We start from the raw sequence: 19,282 nt of genomic DNA, 5'->3' as shown, positions 1-19,282 counted from the left end.
TCTGACGGAAGCGAGTGTGGGCCTCGGACGGAGTTCGGGCGGCCGGGGACCGGGGCTCGTTCTGCCGGAGATCCGTGCGGTGCGCGGCCTCCTGGCGGGCGGATCGTGTTCGTGGCCGAGGATCTCCGACGGAACGGCGTGCGGGTGAGGCGTCGGGGCCGGCGGGCGGAAGCGCTCCCTGGGTCGGCGAATCCGCCCGAACGGCACCCGCCGCAAGGGTGCCCCCGTTCTCGTCGAACGAGCGCGCCCTCGCGGATCCCGGGCAGGCGCCCGGGCCGCGCGCGGTACCTGCGTTATGCGCCTGGTTCCCGCGCTGCGCCGGCGGTGCCGCGCTACGCCTCCCGGGCCGCTCTGCCCCGCGCGGCGCCTCCCGGACCGGTGCCGCGCTACGCCTCCCGGCGCCGTGCGGCGCGCACGAGTGCCGCACCGGCGAGCGCGATGAGCGCGGCGAGGCCGCCCGTGAGGAGTCCGTGCGGGGCGTCGCCCGCCGTGGGCGCGAGCGGGGCGTCGTCGTCGGGTGCGTCCCCGGATCCGCCCCGCCCGTCGTCGGGGCTCTCCCCGCCGGGAACGGGCGCCGGGCTCGGCACCGGCGACGGGAGGGGATCCGGCTCGGGCGACGGCTCCGGCGAAGGCTCGGGCGACGGCTCGGGCGACGGCCCAGGCTCCGGCTCCGGCGCGGGACCCGCCTCCTCCTCCACGGGCCCGACCTCGTCGCTCGTCGCCTCGAGAGGCGCGAACCCGGGAACCTCGAGGCGCACGCGCACGCTCAGCAGGGATCCGAGATCCGCATCGACGACCGTGTGCTCCGCACCCGTGGATCCGTCGATCGGCTCGCCGTCGCGCAGCCACTGGAACGTCGGCTCGACGCCCGCGGTGCTCCATCCGGTGAGGTTGGCCGTGAGCACGGATCCGACGCGCGGGTCCCCTGCGACCGCCACCGAACCGGCCGACACCTCCCGCTGCGCGTACCGCGGCGGCATGGCGTAGCCGCGGCGGGCGAGCTCGTCGTGCAGCAGGTTCGGGTAGTCGGTGATGATGCCGTCGACGCCGATGTCGATGAGGTGCGACATCGTCGGGGTGTCGTTGATGGTCCACGGGATCACGCGGATCCCCGCGGCGTGCGCGCTCTCGACCATCTCCGCGGTCGTGAACGGCACGTAGTCGGCGTCGTCGATGCCGCCGTCCTGCGGATCCCCGTGCACGGGCGAGAGCACGTCGGCGCCGAACGACGCGACGGCCGCTACGACGTCGCCGTCGAAGTCGTCGATGTCGATGCCGCCGAGCCACGGCGAGGCGCCCGGCTCGCCCTCCTGCAGGAAGTCCTGGCCGTTCGTCAGCGCGCTGATCGGCAGCTCGGGATACACCTCGCGCATCCGCATGATCGCGCCCCAGTCGAAGCTCTGGATCATCACCTGCTCTTCGAGGCCCGATCGGCGCACCTCGTCGGCGACGACCTGCACGAACTGCTCGCGCGGCGCGGTCTCCTCCGGCGCGCCGGCCTCCACCTTCGTCTCGATGTTGAGGTCGACGTCGTACGCCTCGTAGCGCTTCACGAGATCGAACACCTCGCCGAGCAGCATCATCGGCTCGCCGGGATGCGCGACCTGGCCCGGGTGCTGATCCTTCGTCGTGGATCCGCAGTCGAACGTGCGCACCTGCTCGAGCGTGAGGTCCTTGATGTACGCGCCCATGTAGGGGTAGTCGGGGTCGCCCTCGAACGCGGGCTCGCCCTCGGCGCACACGCTCGTGTTCGTCTTGCGGTCGTGGGTGATGACGGCGTGACCGTCCTTCGTGATCTGCACGTCGAGCTCGAGCGACGACACGCCCAGCTCGAGCGCGTATGCGAAGGCCTGTGGCGTGCTCTCGACGTTGAGGCCGATGCCGCCGCGGTGCGCGGACAGGTCGAACGCGGGCGCGTCGTCGCCCTCCGGCGGGAGGGCGTGCACGGCGTGGGCGGCGGTCGCCCCCACGGGAGCGAGGACCACCCCCGCGAGGAGGGCGGCGATCGCGATGGCGGATCGGCGGCGAACGAGGGACGACGTCATGGAGGGCCTTTCGGATCGGGGAAGCGCGGCGCAGCCGATCGCTGCGGGCCTCCTCCACCCCATCGGCGGCGGGGGAACCCTCCGTGAATCCGACGTGTCGCGCGCGCGAACGTCCGGCCAGCGGCGGGCGACGTCGTCGGGGCGGGGATCCACGCTTCGGCGCCCGTCCTGGGGTGTACCGCGGGGCCTCCGGCGGAACCGGGCTCTTACACGAACCGCGGACACCTCTTGAGTCGCGGACGGATCCACCGTGCCGTGTCCGCTGGTTCTCGGATCCTCCGCTGGATGGGGTGCGTCGCTCGGCGGATCCCCGACGGCCGGGGTGGGGCGGAGCTGTCGAGGGTGCGAAAGCGCTCGCTGGCGCGGCGGATCCGACAGAACGGCACCCGCGGCGGCTTACATGCCGTACCGCCGGAGGAATGTCATGAGAGGGGTCGATTCGCGCCGCCGTTCGACGGATCTCCGACGGAACGGCCGCGGATTCCGGATGCAGGGTCTTCCGCGGCGCGGCGAGACCCGGCCAGACGAGCCCGGACCCGGCCGGGCGCTCGAACCGGCGCTCTGGCCGTTCCGTCGGAGGAATGTCGTCAGGAGAGATGAGAGGGGTCGATCCGGGCTGCTGTTCGACGGATCTCCGACAGAACGGCCGCGCGGATTACAGGATTCGGTGCCTCCCGTGGAAAGACGCCCCGCCCCTCACCGTCGCACGAGCAGGTCTCCGACCTCGCAGCCGAGCGCGTCGCAGATGGCGATGAGGGTCGAGAAGCGGATCGCCTTGGCGCGGTCGTTCTTCAGGACGGAGAGGTTCACGATGCTCACGCCCACGATCTCGCTGAGGCGCGTGAGGGTCATGCCCCGCTCGGCGAGGAGCTCGTCGAGGCGGCAGTGGATGCCGGCGACGCTCTCGTCCGGGGTGCTCATACGAGTCCCTCCGTGTCGCGCTGGAGGCGCTCGCCGTGGCGGAAGACGGCGGCGAGGCCGGCGATGCCGACGCCCGCGGCGAGGGGCCAGAGGGGCAGGGAGAGCGCGAAGGTCGGCGGGGCGTCGAGCCCGAGGTCCGCCGCCGCGTCGCGGACGGCGAGCGCGCCGGAGATGTCGAGCAGGAGGTGCGAGAGGATCCCTCCCGCGGCGACGGCGATCGCGACGGCGGTCACGGTGCGTACGACGGCGCGGGTGAACGGCGTTCCCGCGAGCGCGTCGCGGGCGAGGACGAACAGCGCCGCGGCGGGCGCCGCGAACACCGCGATCTGCAGGAGCCTCCCGAGGAGGAGAAGGACGCGGATCCCGACGGCGAGGCCGGGGAACTCCCCGCCCGCGCCCGCCGACCAGGCGCACGCGACGCTCGGGTCATCAATGTCGCACGGCGAGGGCGTGCCGGTCACGGGGATCTCTGCGTCCGGGATCATGACCGTCGGCGCGATGAGCGTGACGTAGATGGCGAGGGGGACGATGAGCGCCGAGATGGCGAGCCACGCGAACGCCAGTGAGCGCGTGATCGAGAGCGCGGGGCTCGGGGATCCGCTACGCTTCGCGAGCACGAACGCGATGACGCCGATCGCGCCGATCGCGATGAGGCCGGCGGCGAGCCAGAGGAGGAGGGCGCCGAGGTCGCTGCCCCCGACGCTCATACGAGCCCCTCCGTCTCCTTCTGCAGGGCGAGGCCGCGACGGAAGATGACCGGCAGCACGCCGATGGCGATCGCGGCGAGGAACACGGGCGCGACGTCGAGCATCACGCGGGTGTGCTCGCCGAAGTCGCCTCCGGCGGCGGCGAGCATGCCGTTGAGGCCGAGCACGCGGAAGAACGCGCCGACGAGGGCGCCGCCGGCCAGCAGCAGCGAGGCGACGGTCGTGATCCGCGCGTTGGCGGGCGAGAAGACGTCGCCGCGCAGGAGGTTGCGGCAGATGCGGATCCCCAGCAGCGCGGCAGACGCGTAGGCGAGGGCGGGCAGGGCGATCGATACGACGAAGCTGCCGGTGCTGATCGCGTTGACGCCCGCGACGCTGAGCAGAACCGTGTCGGCGCTCGCCGCGGCGTCGAGCCCCGTGCTGACGGTGCTGTCGGATGCGGGCATCGGCACGGGCGCGGTGACGGAGCCGGGCACACTGAACATCTCGGACAGGCGCGTGACGGCGACGTAGAGGATGTAGGCGACGACGAGGATCCCGACGGTGACGACGGTCCCGATGTCGCTGCGGTCGTTCTTGTTCTGGGCGGGAGTGCTCATGGTCATACCAGTCCTTCCGTGTCGCGCTGCAGGCGCTGTCCGATCGAGAACGCGCCCGCGATGAGGGCGAGGACGAGGCCCCACCCGAGCGGCGCGAGGTCGATCTCCATGAGGAACGGCCACAGCGTCTCGGTGATGTCGGGGGAGGAGGCGGAGAGGTCGCGCACGATCTCGGCGCGCCCGAAGGCGCCGGCGACCTGTCCGCCGATGCCGCCCGCGATGACGAGGCAGGCGATCGTCGCGATCGCGACGGGCATGCGGCGTCGGAACGGCCGGGCGCGCATGAGGGCGAGGGCGAGGAGGAACGCGACGATGCCGACGCCGATCGTCGCGAGAGCCGGCAGCGCGCCCTCGGCGAGCAGCAGCCAGCGGGCGAGGGCGGGCGGGTCCGCGAGCACGAGATCCGCGCCCGTGAGGGTCGCCCCGTCGACGCCGTCGACCTGATCGAACAGCGTCGTGGACTGCCCGTGCATCGGCAGGTGCACGGAGAGCCGCGACGCGAACGCGTCGAAGGCGCCGAGGACGATCGCGACGAGCGCCGCGATGGCGACCGTGATGGATCCGGTGGCGATGACGCCCAGCGCGGCGCCGTCGCCCCGCGACAGCGGGGAGCGTGCGGTGGTGGTCATGGTGACTCCTTCGTTGTTCGGAGCGCATCGCCCCGTATTCACGAAAAACGATAACAACGAATATCGATAAGTCAATGGGGTGGGGGCGGATCGGGTGCGCTTCGGTCTTGCCTCGCCGACGCGGCGGAGTCCGCTGCCATAGCGGACGGATCCGCGGGCGTGCGTCCGCTGTGCGCGGGATCTCCGTCGGGGCGGGGCTGCCGTCGTTCTGTCGAAGACGCGAGGGCGCGGGTCTGCCGAGGCGCCGGCCCGGCGCGCGGGGAATCGGTTGCGTTCCCTCGCGCGGCGATGCGGCCGGCTGTTCGCGTCGCGGCCGCGTCCTGCTGTCGTCCGCCGGGGGCGAAGCCGAGCCGTCCTCGCGGCTCACGGGGTGCGTGCGGGGAAGCGCTACGTCTCGCGACCCCTCACCCGAGGCGCCGCGACGCGCTCGCGGGGAACATCTCGGGCGTCAGGCCGTCGAGGAGGTCGCCGGGCGGCACGTCGAGCGCCGCGGCGATCCGCACGAGCGAGTGGACGTTCATCATCGATCGGCCGCTCTCGTAGCTGCGGATGTTGGACGAGTCGATGTCGCTCGCCACCGCGAGCTGATCCTGCGTCATCGCCTGCCGACGCCGAAGCGCGGCGATGCGCTCGCCGACATGTGCGGCAGCGGCGGAGGGGACGCGAGGCATTCCCCCAGCGTCATGGCCACCGGGGTGAGGCGCCAGGGTTCGAACCGCCGGGTACAAGTACACTGAAGCGCATGTGTAGCGAAGGTGTTGCGCGGTGAGCGAGGAGCGCCTCGTCAAGTCGCGTCAGCGGGTGGCGGATCACGGCGAGGTATTCACGCCTCGCTGGCTCGTCGACGACATGCTCGACCTCGTCAAGGGCGAGACAGAGCGGATCGACTCGCGCTTTCTCGAGCCCGCCTGCGGGTCTGGGAACTTCCTCGTGCCCGTTCTCGAGCGCAAGCTCGCGGCGGTGCAGGCTCGGCACGGCCGCAGCGACTTCGAGCGACGTCATTACGGGCTCTTCGCCCTCATGTGCGTCTACGGCATCGAACTGCTCGAGGACAACGCGGAAGAGTGCCGCGCGAACCTGTCGGGTACTTTCGCCCGGTTCCTGGGATCGGGCGCCCCGGATGAATGGATCCGCGCGGCCGATGCGGTGCTCGCCGCGAACATCGTGCAGGGTGACGCGCTGCAGATGACGGCCGCAGGCGGAGGACCGCTCGTCTTCCCCGAGTGGGGATACCTCGGGCGCGGCCGGTACCAGCGGCGCGACTTCTCCTATGACAGCCTCACGCAGCGCTCCTCGTTCCAGGGCACCCTCTTCGCCGAGTTCGAAGAGCACGAGATCTTCACGCCGACGCGCACCTACCCCACGGTCACCGTGAAGGGGCTCGCGGCATGAGCGCCGTGGTCGACGGCGCCGGAGTCGTCTCGTCGCTCCGCACCCACAACCCCGATGTGCTCACCTGCATCGCGAACCTCTCCAACGATGAGGTCTTCACGCCGCCTGATCTTGCCAACCAGATGCTCGACGACCTCGCCGAGACCTGGGCGGACGCGAACGACGGCGCCGACATCTGGGCGGATCCGAGCGTCACGTTCCTCGATCCGTTCACGAAGTCCGGTGTGTTCCTGCGGGAGATCACGCGGCGTCTCACAGAGGGTCTGGCCGACGTCATCCCCGATCTCGAGGAGCGCGTCGACCACATCCTCACCCAGCAGATCTACGGGATCGGGATCACGAACCTCACGGCTCTGCTCGCCCGCCGCAGCCTCTACTGCTCGAAGGATGCGATGGGCAAACACTCCGTCGCGAAGAGCTTCGACCGCGGCTGGGGGAACATCTGGTTCGAGCGCACGGAGCACGAGTGGGCAGGTGGGAAGCCGAAGCACGATCTGCTCGATGCGGATGGGAATCCCGTCATCGTGGGGCGGCGCTGTCGGTTCTGCGGGGCGCCCGAGATGGCGTATGGGCGCGACGACGATCTCGAGACGCACGCCTACGCCTTCATCCATACCGACGACATCAAGGCTCGGATCGACGAGCTGTTTGGGAAGAGCATGCAGTTCGACGTGATCATTGGGAACCCTCCGTATCAGCTCAGTGATGGTGGACATTCGGCGAGCGCGGCACCCATATATCACTTTTTCGTCGAGCAGGCGAAAGCACTGGATCCGCGAATGCTGTCGATGGTTATGCCCGCGCGGTGGTACTCGGGCGGAAAAGGTCTCGATGATTTTCGCCGGGACATGCTCGCCGATGATCGTTTGAGGACTCTGCACGACTTCCCTTCGTCGGCGGAGGTCTTCCCTGGCACCGAAGTGAAGGGTGGAATCTGCTATTTCCTCTGGGAGAGGGATAATCGAGGCCCAGCCCACGTGATTACGCATCGAGCGGATGGATCCGAGTCCTCGGCTGTTCGTCCTTTGCTTGAATCTGGAGCGGATATCTTCATCCGCTACAACGAAGCTGTGGGAATCCTCAAGAAGGTGAGGGACCGAGAGGCCGGTGCGGCGGGGGAAGCTCGCTTCATGGACCTCGTGAGCTCGCGGCAGCCGTTCGGGCTGGGAACATCTTTTCGCGGAGGGGTGCAGAGAAGCGACGGGGATCTTCGGGTCTTCCAGAACGGCGGGATCGGCTACCTCGATCGCAGCCGTCTGCCACGTGGTGGACAGATTGTTGATTCCTGGAAGGTGTTCCTGTCCTACGCATATGGCGCCGGGGACACTTTTCCGCATCAGATCCTCCCGAAGCCGTTCGTGGGTGGTCCAGGGGATGTCTCGTCGGAGACATATCTCTACATCGGGCCGTTCGAATCAGAGTTCGAAGCGAGGAATGTATGCAGCTACCTGTCGACACGACTTGTTCGTCTGCTCGTGCTGCTGAGAAAGCCGACCCAGCACGCGACGAGGCCTGTTTACGGTTTTGTCCCCATGCAGGATTTCAGTCGCTCGTGGAATGACGCGGAGCTATATGAGCGGTACGGTCTGACGGAATCGGAGATCTCGTTCATCGAGAGTATGGTGCGCCCGATGGAGCTCCCCGATGCCTGAACCCGTCGAAAACCTCCTCCCGCCCAAGCCCACCGCGCGCCCGCGCATCTATGCCTACGAGATCCACGACGAGGCGCATGAGGGGCTCCTCAAGGTCGGTCAGACGACACAGGAGGCGAAGACCCGGGTCGCGCAGCAGCTGAAGACGGCGGCGATCGAGAACTACGCGATCGTCCTCGACGAGTCGGCGGATCGCGAAGACGGGTCGGTCATCACCGACCACGAGGTGCGGGCCCGCCTCAAGGAGAAGGGCTTCGAGAATACTCAGCTCGAGTGGATGCGGTGCGGTGTCGACGATGTGCGCGCTGCGCTGACCGAGCTGCGCCAGGGGAAGCCCGCCGGCGGGACGCAGCACGCGACCTTCGGCATGCGTGACGAGCAGAGAGCCGCCGTCGAGAAGGCGTACGGATACTTTCAGTCGATCTGGGCCGACGACGAGGATGCGGTTCCGGAGTTCCTCTGGAACGCGAAGATGCGCTTCGGGAAGACGTTCGCCACCTACCAGCTCGCCAAGAGGCTCCAGGCGAAGCGCGTGCTGGTCATCACGTTCAAGCCCGCCGTGGAAGACGCATGGCACACGGACCTGCAGTCGCACGTCGACTTCGGGGGCTGGCAGTACCTGTCCAGCGCCAGGGGAGGAGACCCGTCGGAGACGGATCCGGCGAGGCCGCTCGTCTTCTTCGGCTCCTTCCAGGACCTGATGGGCCGGGACGCCGCGGGGAACTTCAAGGCGAAGCATCAGTGGCTCACCGAGCTGGCCTGGGACCTCGTGGTGTTCGACGAGTATCACTTCGGCGCATGGCGCGACGCGGCCAAGGAGCTCTTCCAGGGGGAGGACGAGCAGGCGGTCAAGGCGGAGGCGAAGACCGACAAAGACCAGGACGCCTTCGCCGAGCACGCGGAGGAGCTCGGGGATGACCCCGATGCGTTCGTGCCCATTCGCGCGAACGCGTACCTCTATCTCTCCGGCACGCCCTTCAAGGTGCTGCGGGAGGGGCGGTTCATCGAAGAGCAGATCTTCAACTGGACCTACACCGACGAGCAGCGCGCCAAGGCCGAGTTCGCACGGAACCACCCCGGTGAGAAGAACCCGTACGCGGCGCTCCCCGAGATGCGTCTCCTCACCTATCAGATGCCGGAGGAGCTGCTCGCCGTCGCGAGCGGCGGGGAGTTCGACGAGTTCGACCTGAACACGTTCTTCGAGGCGACGGGCGAGGGCGCAGAAGCCGAGTTCGTCCACAAGGACGAGGTGCAGAAATGGCTGAACCTCCTGAGGGGAGCGCACCTGCCGACGCAGGTGGACGCCATGAAGGCCGGCACGAAGCCCCCGCTGCCGTACTCGGACACCCGTCTTCTGCCCTACCTCCAGCACTCGATCTGGATGCTGCCGCGGAAAGCCGCATGCGCCGCGATGGAGAACCTGCTCGCCGAGAAGCAGAACACGTTCTGGCATGACTATGCGGTCGTCAACGTCTCCGCCCCGGGAACGGGCGTCGGGCTCAAGGCGCTCCCGCCCGTGCGCACAGCCATCGGCAGCGGGTTCGACACGAAGAGCATCACCCTCACGGTCGCCAAGCTCACCACCGGCGTCACCGTTCCGCAGTGGTCGTCGATCCTCATGCTCCGCAACCTGCAGGCGCCCGAGACGTACTTCCAGGCGGCGTTCCGCGTGCAGTCTCCCTGGACGATCCGCAACCCCGAGGGCGACGACCCGAACCGCGAGGAGATCCTCAAGCCGGCCTGCTTCGTGTTCGACTTCGCGCCGACCCGCGCCCTGCGGCAGATCAGCTCGTACGGGCAGGGCCTCTCGCCGGAGACGCCCAATCCGGAGACCGCCGTTGCCGAGCTCGTGAGCTTCCTCCCGGTCCTCGCCTACGACGGTTCGCACATGACCCCCGTCGACGCCGGGCAGATCCTCGACATCGCGATGGCCGGCACGTCGGCGACGCTGCTCGCGCGCCGCTGGGAATCGGCGACCCTCGTGAACGTCGACAACCTCACCCTCAAGAGGATCATGGACAACCCCGACGCCATGGCGGCCGTGATGAACATCGAGGGATTCCGCGCGCTCGGCGACAACGTCCTCGAGACGGTGGTCAACAAGAGCGAGGCGGTGCAGAAGGTCAAGAAGGAGAAGGGCGACGACCTCGACAAGGCGGAGAAGAAGGAACTCAGCGCCGAGGAGAAGGAATACAAGTCGAAGCGGAAGCAGATCCAGGAGAAGCTGATCAAGTTCGCGACGCGCATCCCTGCGTTCATGTACCTGACCGACTACCGCGAGCACACGCTGAACGACGTGATCCGCAAGCTCGAACCGGAGCTGTTCCGCACCGTGACCGGCCTCACGATCGACGACTTCGATCTCCTCGTCTCCCTCGGCGTGTTCAATGCCGGGCACATGAACCAGGCCATCTTCGCCTTCCGCCGCTACGAGGACGCCTCCCTGAACTACACCGGCATCGACTCCCACGAGGGTCTGCGTCACTACGGCCTGTATGACACCGTCGTCGCGGTCGAGGACGAGACGGCCGCGACATGATCACCGGAGCGCAAGGCTGTGTGGAGAGGCCATGCCACGCACGCCGAAGAGGGTGCCGCATGCTGGGGAAGGAATGCACGGATGCTCGATGACGCGCAGAGATCGGAGGAGCGGGAAGAGAGCGGGAGAGCGCGCACGGCCCTGCGACAGTGGCGAGATTCACTCGTCGCTCTCAACGGTGTGAACCCGCTTCTGAACTACCGTGCCACGGCCAAGACGCTGGAGTTCGCGCGACAGACGATGGCCGAGGTCTCTGCGACGATCTCCTCGCCTACCGAGACGTACATCATGGGTACCCGACCCGAGACAGGGCCGAGGCGAGAGCTCAGCGAGGAGGCGGAGACCCTCGACGAGCTCGCCGATGCGATGCTCGACGAGGTTCAGGAGACCGACCTCAGTGCGCACCCCGATCATCTCTTCGTCGACAAGACCCAGCACGATGTCGACCGTGCACTGCGATCCATCGCAGCGGACGAGCGACGAGCGTTCGTCGACAAGGGGATCCGCACGCTCTACGTCGCCTTCGGCGAACTCGTCTGGGAGGAAGCGAACGGGAACCGGCGACGGAGCCCTCTGCTCCTCGTACCCGCGGAACTCGTGTCGCCCGGACCGCGTGAGCGTCGGTTCCTGACATTCGCCGAAGGGGAGGTCGTCGTGAACCCCGCCCTCGCGATCCGTCTGTCCGATGAGATCGGACTCGACCTACCGACCGGCGAGGACGCCCTCGAGACCATCGAACAGGAGGGGATCGAGGCGGCCGTCGATCTGTTCCGCTCGCTGCGCTACCCCGATGGGTGGGAAGTGCGCGAGCTCGCAGCGCTTCGTACCTTCATGTTTGCCAAGGAAGCGATGTACCGCGACCTCCTGGACAACGAGGAGCGGATCGTCGAGTCGCCGATCGTGAAGAGCCTCTCCGGAGAGATCAGCCCGACGGAGTCCCCCTTCCTGTTCGAGCCGTACGACGACGCGGAGATCGATGTCGTCGCGCCACCTGAGACCACGCCCCTCGTGCTCGATGCCGACTCGAGCCAGCGCGCCGCGGTCCAGGCCGCAGTAGAAGGGAAGAGCTTCACGCTGGACGGCCCGCCGGGCACGGGCAAGAGCCAGACCATCGCGAACATCATCGGTGCGCTGATCGCCGCCGGGAAGCGCGTGCTGTTCGTCTCGGAGAAGGCCGTTGCACTGGATGTGGTGCACAGCCGTCTGAAGCAATCGGGGCTGGGGGCTTTCGTCTTCCACCTGCACAGCGCGAAGTCCTCTCGTAAGGAGGTCGCCGCGCAGCTTGGCGCCGCGCTTGCGAGCGACCCAGTGCCGCCTCACGGGCTGTCCCTCGCACAGCTCGCCCAGCTCCGTGCCGACAGGGAGGCTTTGACCGCCTATGTCGTCGCGGCGAACGAGAAGCGCCTCCCGCTTGGCGTGACGTTCCATGAGGTCCTCGGCTGGTATGAGCAGACGCGAACCGCGCATGTCGGGCCCGAGCTCGACGGAGACGTCTCGACTCTGACTGCCGATGGACTTCAGGAGATCCAGCGCAGCATCGAGGCGGTGACCCGCCTGTGGGACCTGCACCAGCAGGGAGAGAGCGCTCCGTGGTACGGCCTGACGCATCACGGAGACGTGCGTTATCTCCTCACGAAGCTCGACACGAGCATCGCGGCGATGGAGCAGATCCGGGCGGACGTCGAGAGCATCGCTCATGCTTTCGGCCTCCACCCCGAGCGCGACCTCTCACGCCTTCTCCTTCTCCTCGAAAGGTGGCATGCGGAACCCGCGCATCATGACGCGGCCTGGTTGAGCGCGGACGAGCTCTCGACGCTGGCGTCCTCCGCCGATCGCTGTCTGAGCGCCGCCATCGCGCTGGAGAGCGTCGAGCGGCGAGCGGAGGAGGCGTGGCTCGGGGGGTGGGAGCGTCGCGGCGATGAGGCCCCCGTGAGTCTGCCCGAGATGGAGGAGTCGCTCACACGGATCTCGGGCCTGTCTGCGGAGGGAACAGGAGAGGCCGTCGAACGGGCTCTGGAGAAGGCACAGCGAGCCATCGACCTGCTCCGCGGACTCCAAGGCCGGTCATCCGATCTCGCGAAGCTCATCGGCGCTCGTGCTCCGCGTACGGTGATCGAGGTGGAGCAGGTGATCGCCGCAGCGCGAGCGCTCCTCTCGGATGCCGAACCGCAGCTGGAATGGTGCTACGAGCCGGGTGCGCTCCGGCGTGCTCGCGCTGCCGTGACGCAGGCGCGCGGGGCACGGGCGGAACTCGATGCGGCTGCCGTTTCAGCCGGCGAGACGTTCACCGCCCAGGCTCTGTCCGTCGATCTCGACGCGATCGAGAGGCTCGCCTCCACCGCGCGCGGTATCTCTCGTCGGCTGAGCGCCGACCACCGCGAGCTTCGGCGACGATTGGCGGAGATCTCGCTGGCGTCGTGGAAGACCGCTCTCGAGAATCTGCCGTCAGCGCGTCGTTGGTCCGCTGCGCACACGGAGTATGCGACGCGGATGCGCGCTGCCGCGGCGGTGCTCGGAGAACATCTTGACGAGGTCTCCGGAGCCGCTGCGGCGAGGTTGGATCGTCGTCTTTCTCACGCGGAGGACACGGCGCGGGCGCGACTGGTGGATCGTGAGGCGACAGCGCTGCTGCTGGCCGATTCCGCGACGCAGGCTGACGCGCGCGAGCTCCTCGCGGAGGCCGCGTCCGCGCTGGCCTCCTGGCAGGAAACGGTCGCGTCCAGGGAGACGGTGGCTCAGTCGCTCGACGAGAGCTTCGTCCAGACAGGCGAGAGCATCGATGCGTCCACGGAGACGCTGCGGTGCTGGCGGTCGCTCGTCTCAGCGCAGAGAGACGGTCTCGGGGCAGGCGCGACGCTCGCTCAGCACCAGACCGCGGCTCGGGTGCGTGCTGACTACGATCGCGCCCTCGGCGAGGTGATGCGGGCCCAGCGCGAGATGGGTGACGCGCTGGACGGTCGGTACGACGTCGTTCCGTCTGTGCAGAGCGCGCGACGACTTCACGACGGTACCCAGTGGGCGGACTCGGTGCTCGCAGCAGCCGGTGGCGGGAAGAAACCTCGGGCGTTCACCGCCGCGCAGCTGGCCGCACTGCGCAGCAGCTCGTTCACGACGGATGCGTCTTCTGTCGTCCAGGAGCACGGAAAGATCGTCGACGAGGTCATCGGGTGGTTCGACGAAGACCGCCGAAGCGTCTTGCGCGGGACCTTCGCGCGCCTGGACCGCGCACGCGACCTGACCTCTCGGATGCTTTCGAGAGCAGAGGAGACGACGGACTGGTTCGCGCTCCGCAGCGCGGCCGCGCGGCTCGATAGCGCAGGATTGGGCCGCGTGCGGGAACACGCACGCGAGACGAGCATGGGTCGCGACGACGCGCGCAAGCTGCTGCTGCACACCGTCTTCGGTGCGTGGCTCGATGCGCAGCTCCGCGCTGACGACCGTCTGACCGGCGTGGACGGTCTCGATCGGGATGGCATGGTCTCGCGGTTCCGCGAACTCGACCGGGACCTCGCTGGCGAAGCGGTGGCGACGATCATCCGCGAAGGGGTCGAACGCCGGCCGAAGTCGTCTCAGGGCCAGGCCGCCATCATCCGAAGAGAGGCGGAGAAGAAGCGCAAGCACATGCCTGTGCGTCAGCTCATCTCCGATGCGCGCGAGGTCATCCTGGCGATGCATCCGTGTTTCATGATGAGTCCGCTGGCGGTGAGCCAGTTTCTGCCATCCGACGAGCTGTTCGACGTCGTGATCTTCGACGAGGCCAGTCAAGTGCTTCCGGGCGACGCCATCAACAGCGTGTACCGCGGAGCGTCGCTGATCGCTGCGGGGGATCAGAAGCAGCTGCCTCCGACGTCCTTCTTCGATGTCTCGTCCGACGCGGAGGACGATGATGCCGAGGAGGACTACGCGAAGGACTTCGAGTCGATCCTCGATCTCATGAAGGGCAGCGGTTCGTTCTCGACGCAGAGCTTGCGGTGGCACTACCGGAGCAGGCATGAGCACCTCATCTCGTACTCGAACACGTCGTTCTACGAGAACCGGCTGATCACCTTCCCGGGAGCCATCCGCGAGAGCGACGACCTCGGGGTCACCTTCATCAAGGTGGACGGCACCTATCGGCGGTCCGGTCCCAGGGACAACCCGATCGAGGCGAGGGAAGTCGCGAAGCGAGTCGTGCATCACTATGAGACGCGTTCGGAAAAGTCGCTCGGCGTTGTCGCCTTCTCGACGACGCAGCGGGATGCGATCGAAGCGGCTGTGGAGCTCGCACGGCGCGAACGTCCCCATCTGGATGGATACTTCGGTCACGATCGCGCGGATGCTTTCTTCGTCAAGAGTCTCGAGGAGGTTCAGGGAGACGAACGCGATGTCATCATCTTCTCGATCGGATACGGCCCGGACGAGCATGGGAAGGTGCATCGCAATTTCGGTCCGGTGAACCGGAACGGCGGGGAACGACGTCTCAACGTCGCGGTGACGCGCGCCAAGGAACTCGTCGAGGTGGTGGCCTCGATGACTGCAGGAGACATCGGCGAGGTCCCCAGCACCGGTGCTCGCCATCTGAAGCGCTATCTCGACTTCGCCGAGCGCGGAGACGGCGCGCTGGCGCTCGAACTCGGGCCGGAGGGCCTCGACACCGAGTCGCCGTTCGAAGACGCCGTGGTCGACTACGTTCGCAGTCTCGGCTTCGAGGTCCAGCCGCAGGTGGGAGTGGCGGGCTATCGCATCGACATCGGCGTGAAGCATCCGGAGCAGCCCGGCGTCTTTCTCGTCGGAGTGGAATGCGACGGCGCGATGTACCACTCGAGTCGCGCTGCTCGCGATCGAGATCGGCTCCGGCACGAGATCCTCGAGGGGCTGGGGTGGAAGCTCCACCACATCTGGGGGACCTCCTGGTACCGGCAGCCGAATCGCGAGAAGGAGCGCCTGCGTCTTCTCCTGGAGGATCTCGCTCGGCAGCCGGTGGTGGGACGCCTGTCTGCGCCGAACAGCCATGCGTCCGGGGTCCCTCCGGTGGAGACCACCACGCGAACGCTTTCCCATGATCCCGACTGGGTGGTCGACTACGAAGTCGCAGAGGAGGGTGTGGGCATCAGAGGTCTGGATCTGAGCGATCCGCTCAGCGCGTCGGACCTGGCCTATCCCGTTGACGTCATCACACGCGTCGAAGCGCCCATGCACATCGATGTCCTTCTGGAGCGGGTGCGCGAGCACTCGGACTACGGGCGGATGGGGAGACGCATCAGACAGACGGTGGTCGCCGCAGTGGAGAAGCTGGATGTGGATTTCGATGGGGAGTTCATCCGGCGGCCGGAGGCCCGACAGGACGTGCGGCGCGGCGGGCCGGACATCAGACGCACGATCGCCCAGATCCCGCCAGAGGAGCTGCGTCGGGCGGTGACGAACCTCGTGGCCGATGCGATCTCGATCACGCGGGTGGACCTTGTCGCCGGCATCGTCGACATCTTCGGATGGCGTCGGACGGGTAGTGACATCCGCTCACGCATCGAGGCAGAGATCGCGTGGCTGCTGCATCAGGGCGTTCTGCGTGAGGGCCCCTCCGGGCTGCAGCTCTCGGAGGAGCTCGGCGCCCCCCGCCCCCCGCTACACTGACCCCGTGTCGATCGAGGACGTGCAGCGCGAGCTGAGGGAGTTCGTCTCGGAGCGCGACTGGGCGCAGTTCCACACCCCCGAGAACCTCGCGAAGTCGATCTCCATCGAGGCCGCGGAACTGCTCGAGGAGTTCCAGTGGGGTGCGCCCGACGACACCGCGAACGTGCGCGACGAGCTCGCCGACGTGCTCACGTACTGCCTGCTCCTCGCCGACGCGCTGGGGGAGGATCCGCTCGAGATCGTGCGTTCCAAGCTCGCCGTGACGCGCGCGAAGTACCCGGTCGAGAAGGCCCGAGGTCGGAGCGCGAAGTATGACGAGCTTTGAGATCGAGGAGCGTCCGTTCACCGCTGACGCGGTCGCCGCGCTCTCGGATTCCCGAGATCGCTACAGCAACTGGCCCGTCGTCTACCTGCTGAACGACGCGTCCTCGGTGTACGTCGGAGAGACGCTCAACGCGGCGAAGAGGATGCGCCAGCACCGCGATCCCGCCTCGCGCAACCGCGGGATGAGGCGGATGCGCATCATCCTCGACGACCGCTTCAACAAGTCGGCCTGCCTCGACCTCGAATCCCAGCTCATCCGATACCTCAGCGGCGACGGACAGCGGCAGGTGCGCAACCGCAACGACGGAGTCACCGACGCCGACTACTACGACCGCCACGCCTACCAGCAGACGTTCGCGGAGGTCTTCGACGCGCTCCGCGAGCAGGGGCTGTTCGCGAAGACGCGACAGGAGATCGAGAACAGCGACCTCTTCAAGCTGTCGCCGTTCAAGTCCCTTGCCCCGCAGCAGCGAGCGGCGGTCGAGCAGATCCTGGAAGGGCTGTTCGACGACCTCGACGCGAAGAGACCGAGCATGTCGGTCGTGCAGGGCGCGGCGGGAACCGGCAAGACCATCGTCGCGATCTTCCTCATCAAACTCCTGCGAGACATCGGCGAGGTCGACGACGCCGACCTGCTCGAGAGCGACTCGGTGTACTCCGACTTCTTCCGGCCGGGATACCGCGAGCTCGCGCAGGGGCTGCGCATCGGCCTCGTCATTCCCCAGCAGTCGCTGCGGGAATCAGTGGGCAAGGTCTTCGCGCGCACGCCCGGGCTCCGCAAGGCGATGGTCATGAGCCCGTTCCAGCTCGGGAAATCGGATGAGCACTTCGATCTGGTCGTCGTCGACGAGGCGCATCGACTCACGAGGCGCGCCAACCAGCCCGCCGCGGCGCTGAACAGGTCGTATCGCGAGATCAACGAGAAGCTGTTCGGCGAGGACCGCCCCGAGCTCACGCAGCTCGACTGGATCCGGAGGAAGAGCGAGCACCAGATCTTCCTCGTCGACAGCGGACAGTCCGTCCGCCCTGCCGACCTCTCACCCGAGACGCAGGCCTCTCTCGTCGCCGAAGCGGAGCGTGCGCACCGCCTGCACAAGCTGATGACGCAGATGCGCGTGAAGGCGGGGACCGACTACATCGGATACGTGCGCGCCGCACTCGAAGGCGGTCGCCCAGCCCCCGTCGACGTCGGCGAGTACGACCTGCGGTTCTTCGAGTCCGCATCCGAGATGCGCTCGGAGATCCGGCGTCGAGAAGACGAGTTCGGTCTCGCGCGCATGCTCGCCGGCTACGGCTATCGCTGGCGGTCTCGGAAGGATCCCGCTGCCTACGACATCGAGATCGACGAGCTGCGCATGCGGTGGAACCGCGCGACGACAGACTGGATCAGCTCTGCGGGGTCGGCCGACGAAGTCGGTTCCATCCACACCGTGCAGGGATACGACCTCAACTACGCCGGCGTCATCATCGGACCCGAGCTGCGGTGGGATCCGGATGCCCAGCGGATCGTCGTGGATCGCCGCAGCTATCACGACGCGAAGGGCAAAGAGAACAGCCCCAAGTACGGCGTGCGCACCGACGACGATCGGCTGCTGGCGCTCGTCGTCAACATCTACGTCGTGCTGCTCTCCCGCGGGATGCGCGGAACGTACATCTTCGTGCACGATGAGGCGCTTCGGGAGCGCCTGCGGGATGTGCTCGCCGGAACGGCGCGCATCGTCGTCGGGAAGTGAGTCGGGCGGAGCCGCGCCCTCAGTGCGTGTGCTCGCCCGACAGCTTGAACGCGAGGCGTCCGTGGGCGAAGGCGCCGCCGGCCTTGAGCGCGGAGGCGACCCATGCGGCCTCCGCGAGCTCGGCCTCGGTCGCGCCCGCCTCGACCGCCTTCGTCGAGTGGCTCTCGATGCAGTAGACGCACTGCGTCGACAGGGCGACGGCCACGGCGATGAGCTCGCGGTACTTGAGGGGGATCTCGCGACCCTCCGCCGCGAACACGGCGTCGTTGAAGCCGCCGAACGCCTGCAGGATGTCGGGCGTCTCGCTCTTGTAGACGCGCGTGTACTTCTTGTCCGTGGGGTCGAGGTAGTGGTCGCTCATGGCGCCACGCTAGCGCCGGCCTCCGACGCGCGGCCCCGTGTTGCGGTGTGTGGCATCCGGCCTGGACTGCGCGGGAGGCAAGTGGGCTGGGCGCGGGGCCGCTTGATCATCCCGTGGCGAGCAGACGGACCTCGCATCGGATCCCGGGAATTCGTGCGAGCTTCGCATCGACGGTGAGGAGCGGCGCGTCCAGGGCCTCCGCAAGCGCGACGTACGCTGCGTCGTAGGTCGTCGCGTTCGGAGCGAGTTCGGCGATCCGGGGCAGCAGCGGGGCGGTGGGCATGCTCTCGATCTGCGCTCGCGCCAGATCCCTCAGCGCGGTCTCGAACTGGGCCTGTGTCAGATGTCCGCCGAGGAAGCGCCCGCGCAGCGCACTCGCCACTTCGAGACGCAGATGCTCGGGCGCCGCCCAGTCGGGGTCATCGCGCAGCGCACCGACGACCACGGGCATCAGCGAGGAGGGTTCGTAGAGGTGCGCGAAGGCCGACGCGTCGATGACGATGGTCACAGAGTCGCGTCTCGCTCGCGATCGTCGCGGATCGTTTCCGCCAGACTCGGGACGCCCTCGGGGCGCGGAACGGCGCGGGACGTCACTTCGGCCAACCACTGCCGCTGCCGCTGCGCTTTGGCTTCGCGCGAGACGAGTTCACGAAGGAGCGTCTGCAGGGAGACGCCGCGCTCGCGCGCCTGTGCCGCGAGGGCGTCTCTGTCCTCATCGGGCACATCGCGAATCTGCATGGCAACCATGCATGTAATTATCGCATGTGCTT

Annotated in this window: 15 protein-coding genes; 6 read left to right on the top strand and 9 right to left on the bottom strand. The window is 67.8% G+C overall.

Annotated features, from left to right (window positions below; genetic code table 11):
• Positions 1 to 386: 386 nt before the first annotated feature.
• From NHL53_RS00220 to NHL53_RS00195, 6 genes are all read right to left on the bottom strand, one after another.
• Positions 387 to 2,045: a glycerophosphodiester phosphodiesterase family protein gene (locus NHL53_RS00220; RefSeq protein WP_433773951.1), complete on the bottom strand. Its 1,659-nt coding sequence runs from the start codon at positions 2,043 to 2,045 to the stop codon at positions 387 to 389.
• A 696-nt stretch (positions 2,046 to 2,741) separates the two neighbouring features.
• Positions 2,742 to 2,966: a helix-turn-helix domain-containing protein gene (locus NHL53_RS00215; protein ID WP_433773949.1), complete on the bottom strand. Its 225-nt coding sequence runs from the start codon at positions 2,964 to 2,966 to the stop codon at positions 2,742 to 2,744.
• Entirely contained in the window at positions 2,963 to 3,673 is a 711-nt protein-coding gene (locus NHL53_RS00210; RefSeq protein ID WP_433773947.1) for a hypothetical protein, read from the bottom strand. The genes NHL53_RS00215 and NHL53_RS00210 overlap by 4 nt, the downstream gene beginning before the upstream one ends.
• A complete protein-coding gene (locus NHL53_RS00205; protein ID WP_433773945.1) occupies positions 3,670 to 4,272 on the bottom strand; it encodes a hypothetical protein in 603 nt (200 codons plus the stop codon). The genes NHL53_RS00210 and NHL53_RS00205 overlap by 4 nt, the downstream gene beginning before the upstream one ends.
• A gap of 2 nt (positions 4,273 to 4,274) precedes the next feature.
• Positions 4,275 to 4,901, bottom strand: coding sequence for a hypothetical protein (locus NHL53_RS00200; protein WP_433773943.1), 627 nt, complete (start codon positions 4,899 to 4,901; stop codon positions 4,275 to 4,277).
• 404 nt (positions 4,902 to 5,305) lie between these two features.
• On the bottom strand, positions 5,306 to 5,572 hold the full coding sequence (locus NHL53_RS00195) for a helix-turn-helix domain-containing protein (protein WP_433773941.1): 267 nt from the start codon (positions 5,570 to 5,572) through the stop codon (positions 5,306 to 5,308).
• 94 nt (positions 5,573 to 5,666) lie between these two features.
• Here NHL53_RS00195 and NHL53_RS00190 point away from each other — a divergent pair, with 94 nt between their 5' ends.
• The 6 genes from NHL53_RS00190 to NHL53_RS00165 all read left to right on the top strand — a co-directional run bounded on the left by NHL53_RS00190 (position 5,667) and on the right by NHL53_RS00165 (position 18,151).
• Positions 5,667 to 6,293: an N-6 DNA methylase gene (locus tag NHL53_RS00190; RefSeq protein WP_433773939.1), complete on the top strand. Its 627-nt coding sequence runs from the start codon at positions 5,667 to 5,669 to the stop codon at positions 6,291 to 6,293.
• Positions 6,290 to 7,945 carry an Eco57I restriction-modification methylase domain-containing protein gene (locus tag NHL53_RS00185; protein ID WP_433773937.1) on the top strand — a complete coding sequence of 552 codons (1,656 nt, stop codon included), beginning with the start codon at positions 6,290 to 6,292 and terminating at the stop codon, positions 7,943 to 7,945. The genes NHL53_RS00190 and NHL53_RS00185 overlap by 4 nt, the downstream gene beginning before the upstream one ends.
• The gene (locus NHL53_RS00180; RefSeq protein WP_433773935.1) at positions 7,938 to 10,484 is read left to right on the top strand and encodes a restriction endonuclease; all 2,547 of its coding nucleotides are present in this window, start codon (positions 7,938 to 7,940) and stop codon (positions 10,482 to 10,484) included. The genes NHL53_RS00185 and NHL53_RS00180 overlap by 8 nt, the downstream gene beginning before the upstream one ends.
• Positions 10,485 to 10,565: 81 nt before the next feature.
• Positions 10,566 to 16,094 (top strand): DUF3320 domain-containing protein, encoded by a 5,529-nt coding sequence (locus NHL53_RS00175; RefSeq protein WP_433773933.1) that lies wholly within the window; start codon positions 10,566 to 10,568, stop codon positions 16,092 to 16,094.
• 4 nt (positions 16,095 to 16,098) lie between these two features.
• Complete coding sequence (locus tag NHL53_RS00170; protein ID WP_433773931.1) at positions 16,099 to 16,419, top strand: nucleotide pyrophosphohydrolase; 321 nt, start codon at positions 16,099 to 16,101, stop codon at positions 16,417 to 16,419.
• Positions 16,406 to 18,151 (top strand): DNA/RNA helicase domain-containing protein, encoded by a 1,746-nt coding sequence (locus NHL53_RS00165; protein WP_433773929.1) that lies wholly within the window; start codon positions 16,406 to 16,408, stop codon positions 18,149 to 18,151. Before NHL53_RS00170 ends, NHL53_RS00165 begins: the two co-directional genes overlap by 14 nt.
• Before the next feature lie 19 nt (positions 18,152 to 18,170).
• On the opposite strand, the gene NHL53_RS00160 is transcribed toward NHL53_RS00165, so the two are convergent.
• The 3 genes from NHL53_RS00160 to NHL53_RS00150 form a co-directional block, all read right to left on the bottom strand.
• On the bottom strand, positions 18,171 to 18,512 hold the full coding sequence (locus tag NHL53_RS00160) for a carboxymuconolactone decarboxylase family protein (protein WP_433773928.1): 342 nt from the start codon (positions 18,510 to 18,512) through the stop codon (positions 18,171 to 18,173).
• A gap of 106 nt (positions 18,513 to 18,618) precedes the next feature.
• Positions 18,619 to 19,020, bottom strand: a complete 402-nt coding sequence (locus NHL53_RS00155) for a type II toxin-antitoxin system VapC family toxin (protein ID WP_433773926.1) — start codon at positions 19,018 to 19,020, stop codon at positions 18,619 to 18,621.
• Positions 19,017 to 19,259 (bottom strand): hypothetical protein, encoded by a 243-nt coding sequence (locus tag NHL53_RS00150; RefSeq protein ID WP_433773924.1) that lies wholly within the window; start codon positions 19,257 to 19,259, stop codon positions 19,017 to 19,019. The genes NHL53_RS00155 and NHL53_RS00150 overlap by 4 nt, the downstream gene beginning before the upstream one ends.
• Positions 19,260 to 19,282: the final 23 nt, after the last annotated feature.

Source organism: Microbacterium sp. gxy059, assembly GCF_050958665.1.
GTDB lineage: Bacteria > Actinomycetota > Actinomycetes > Actinomycetales > Microbacteriaceae > Microbacterium.
Note: the sequence above shows the minus strand (reverse complement) of the source record. Positions and strands in the feature narration are given on the sequence as shown.

Excerpts from the sequence above, each read along its gene's own strand:
- NHL53_RS00175 (WP_433773933.1), top strand. The coding sequence starts at position 10,566 with ATGCTCGATGACGCGCAGAGATCGGAGGAGCGGGAAGAGAGCGGGAGA.
- NHL53_RS00195 (WP_433773941.1), bottom strand. The coding sequence starts at position 5,572 with ATGCCTCGCGTCCCCTCCGCCGCTGCCGCACATGTCGGCGAGCGCATC.
- NHL53_RS00150 (WP_433773924.1), bottom strand. The coding sequence starts at position 19,259 with ATGGTTGCCATGCAGATTCGCGATGTGCCCGATGAGGACAGAGACGCC.
- NHL53_RS00210 (WP_433773947.1), bottom strand. The coding sequence starts at position 3,673 with ATGAGCGTCGGGGGCAGCGACCTCGGCGCCCTCCTCCTCTGGCTCGCC.
- NHL53_RS00220 (WP_433773951.1), bottom strand. The coding sequence starts at position 2,045 with ATGACGTCGTCCCTCGTTCGCCGCCGATCCGCCATCGCGATCGCCGCC.
- NHL53_RS00165 (WP_433773929.1), top strand. The coding sequence starts at position 16,406 with ATGACGAGCTTTGAGATCGAGGAGCGTCCGTTCACCGCTGACGCGGTC.
- NHL53_RS00215 (WP_433773949.1), bottom strand. The coding sequence starts at position 2,966 with ATGAGCACCCCGGACGAGAGCGTCGCCGGCATCCACTGCCGCCTCGAC.
- NHL53_RS00180 (WP_433773935.1), top strand. The coding sequence starts at position 7,938 with ATGCCTGAACCCGTCGAAAACCTCCTCCCGCCCAAGCCCACCGCGCGC.
- NHL53_RS00200 (WP_433773943.1), bottom strand. The coding sequence starts at position 4,901 with ATGACCACCACCGCACGCTCCCCGCTGTCGCGGGGCGACGGCGCCGCG.
- NHL53_RS00185 (WP_433773937.1), top strand. The coding sequence starts at position 6,290 with ATGAGCGCCGTGGTCGACGGCGCCGGAGTCGTCTCGTCGCTCCGCACC.
- NHL53_RS00160 (WP_433773928.1), bottom strand. The coding sequence starts at position 18,512 with ATGAGCGACCACTACCTCGACCCCACGGACAAGAAGTACACGCGCGTC.
- NHL53_RS00205 (WP_433773945.1), bottom strand. The coding sequence starts at position 4,272 with ATGAGCACTCCCGCCCAGAACAAGAACGACCGCAGCGACATCGGGACC.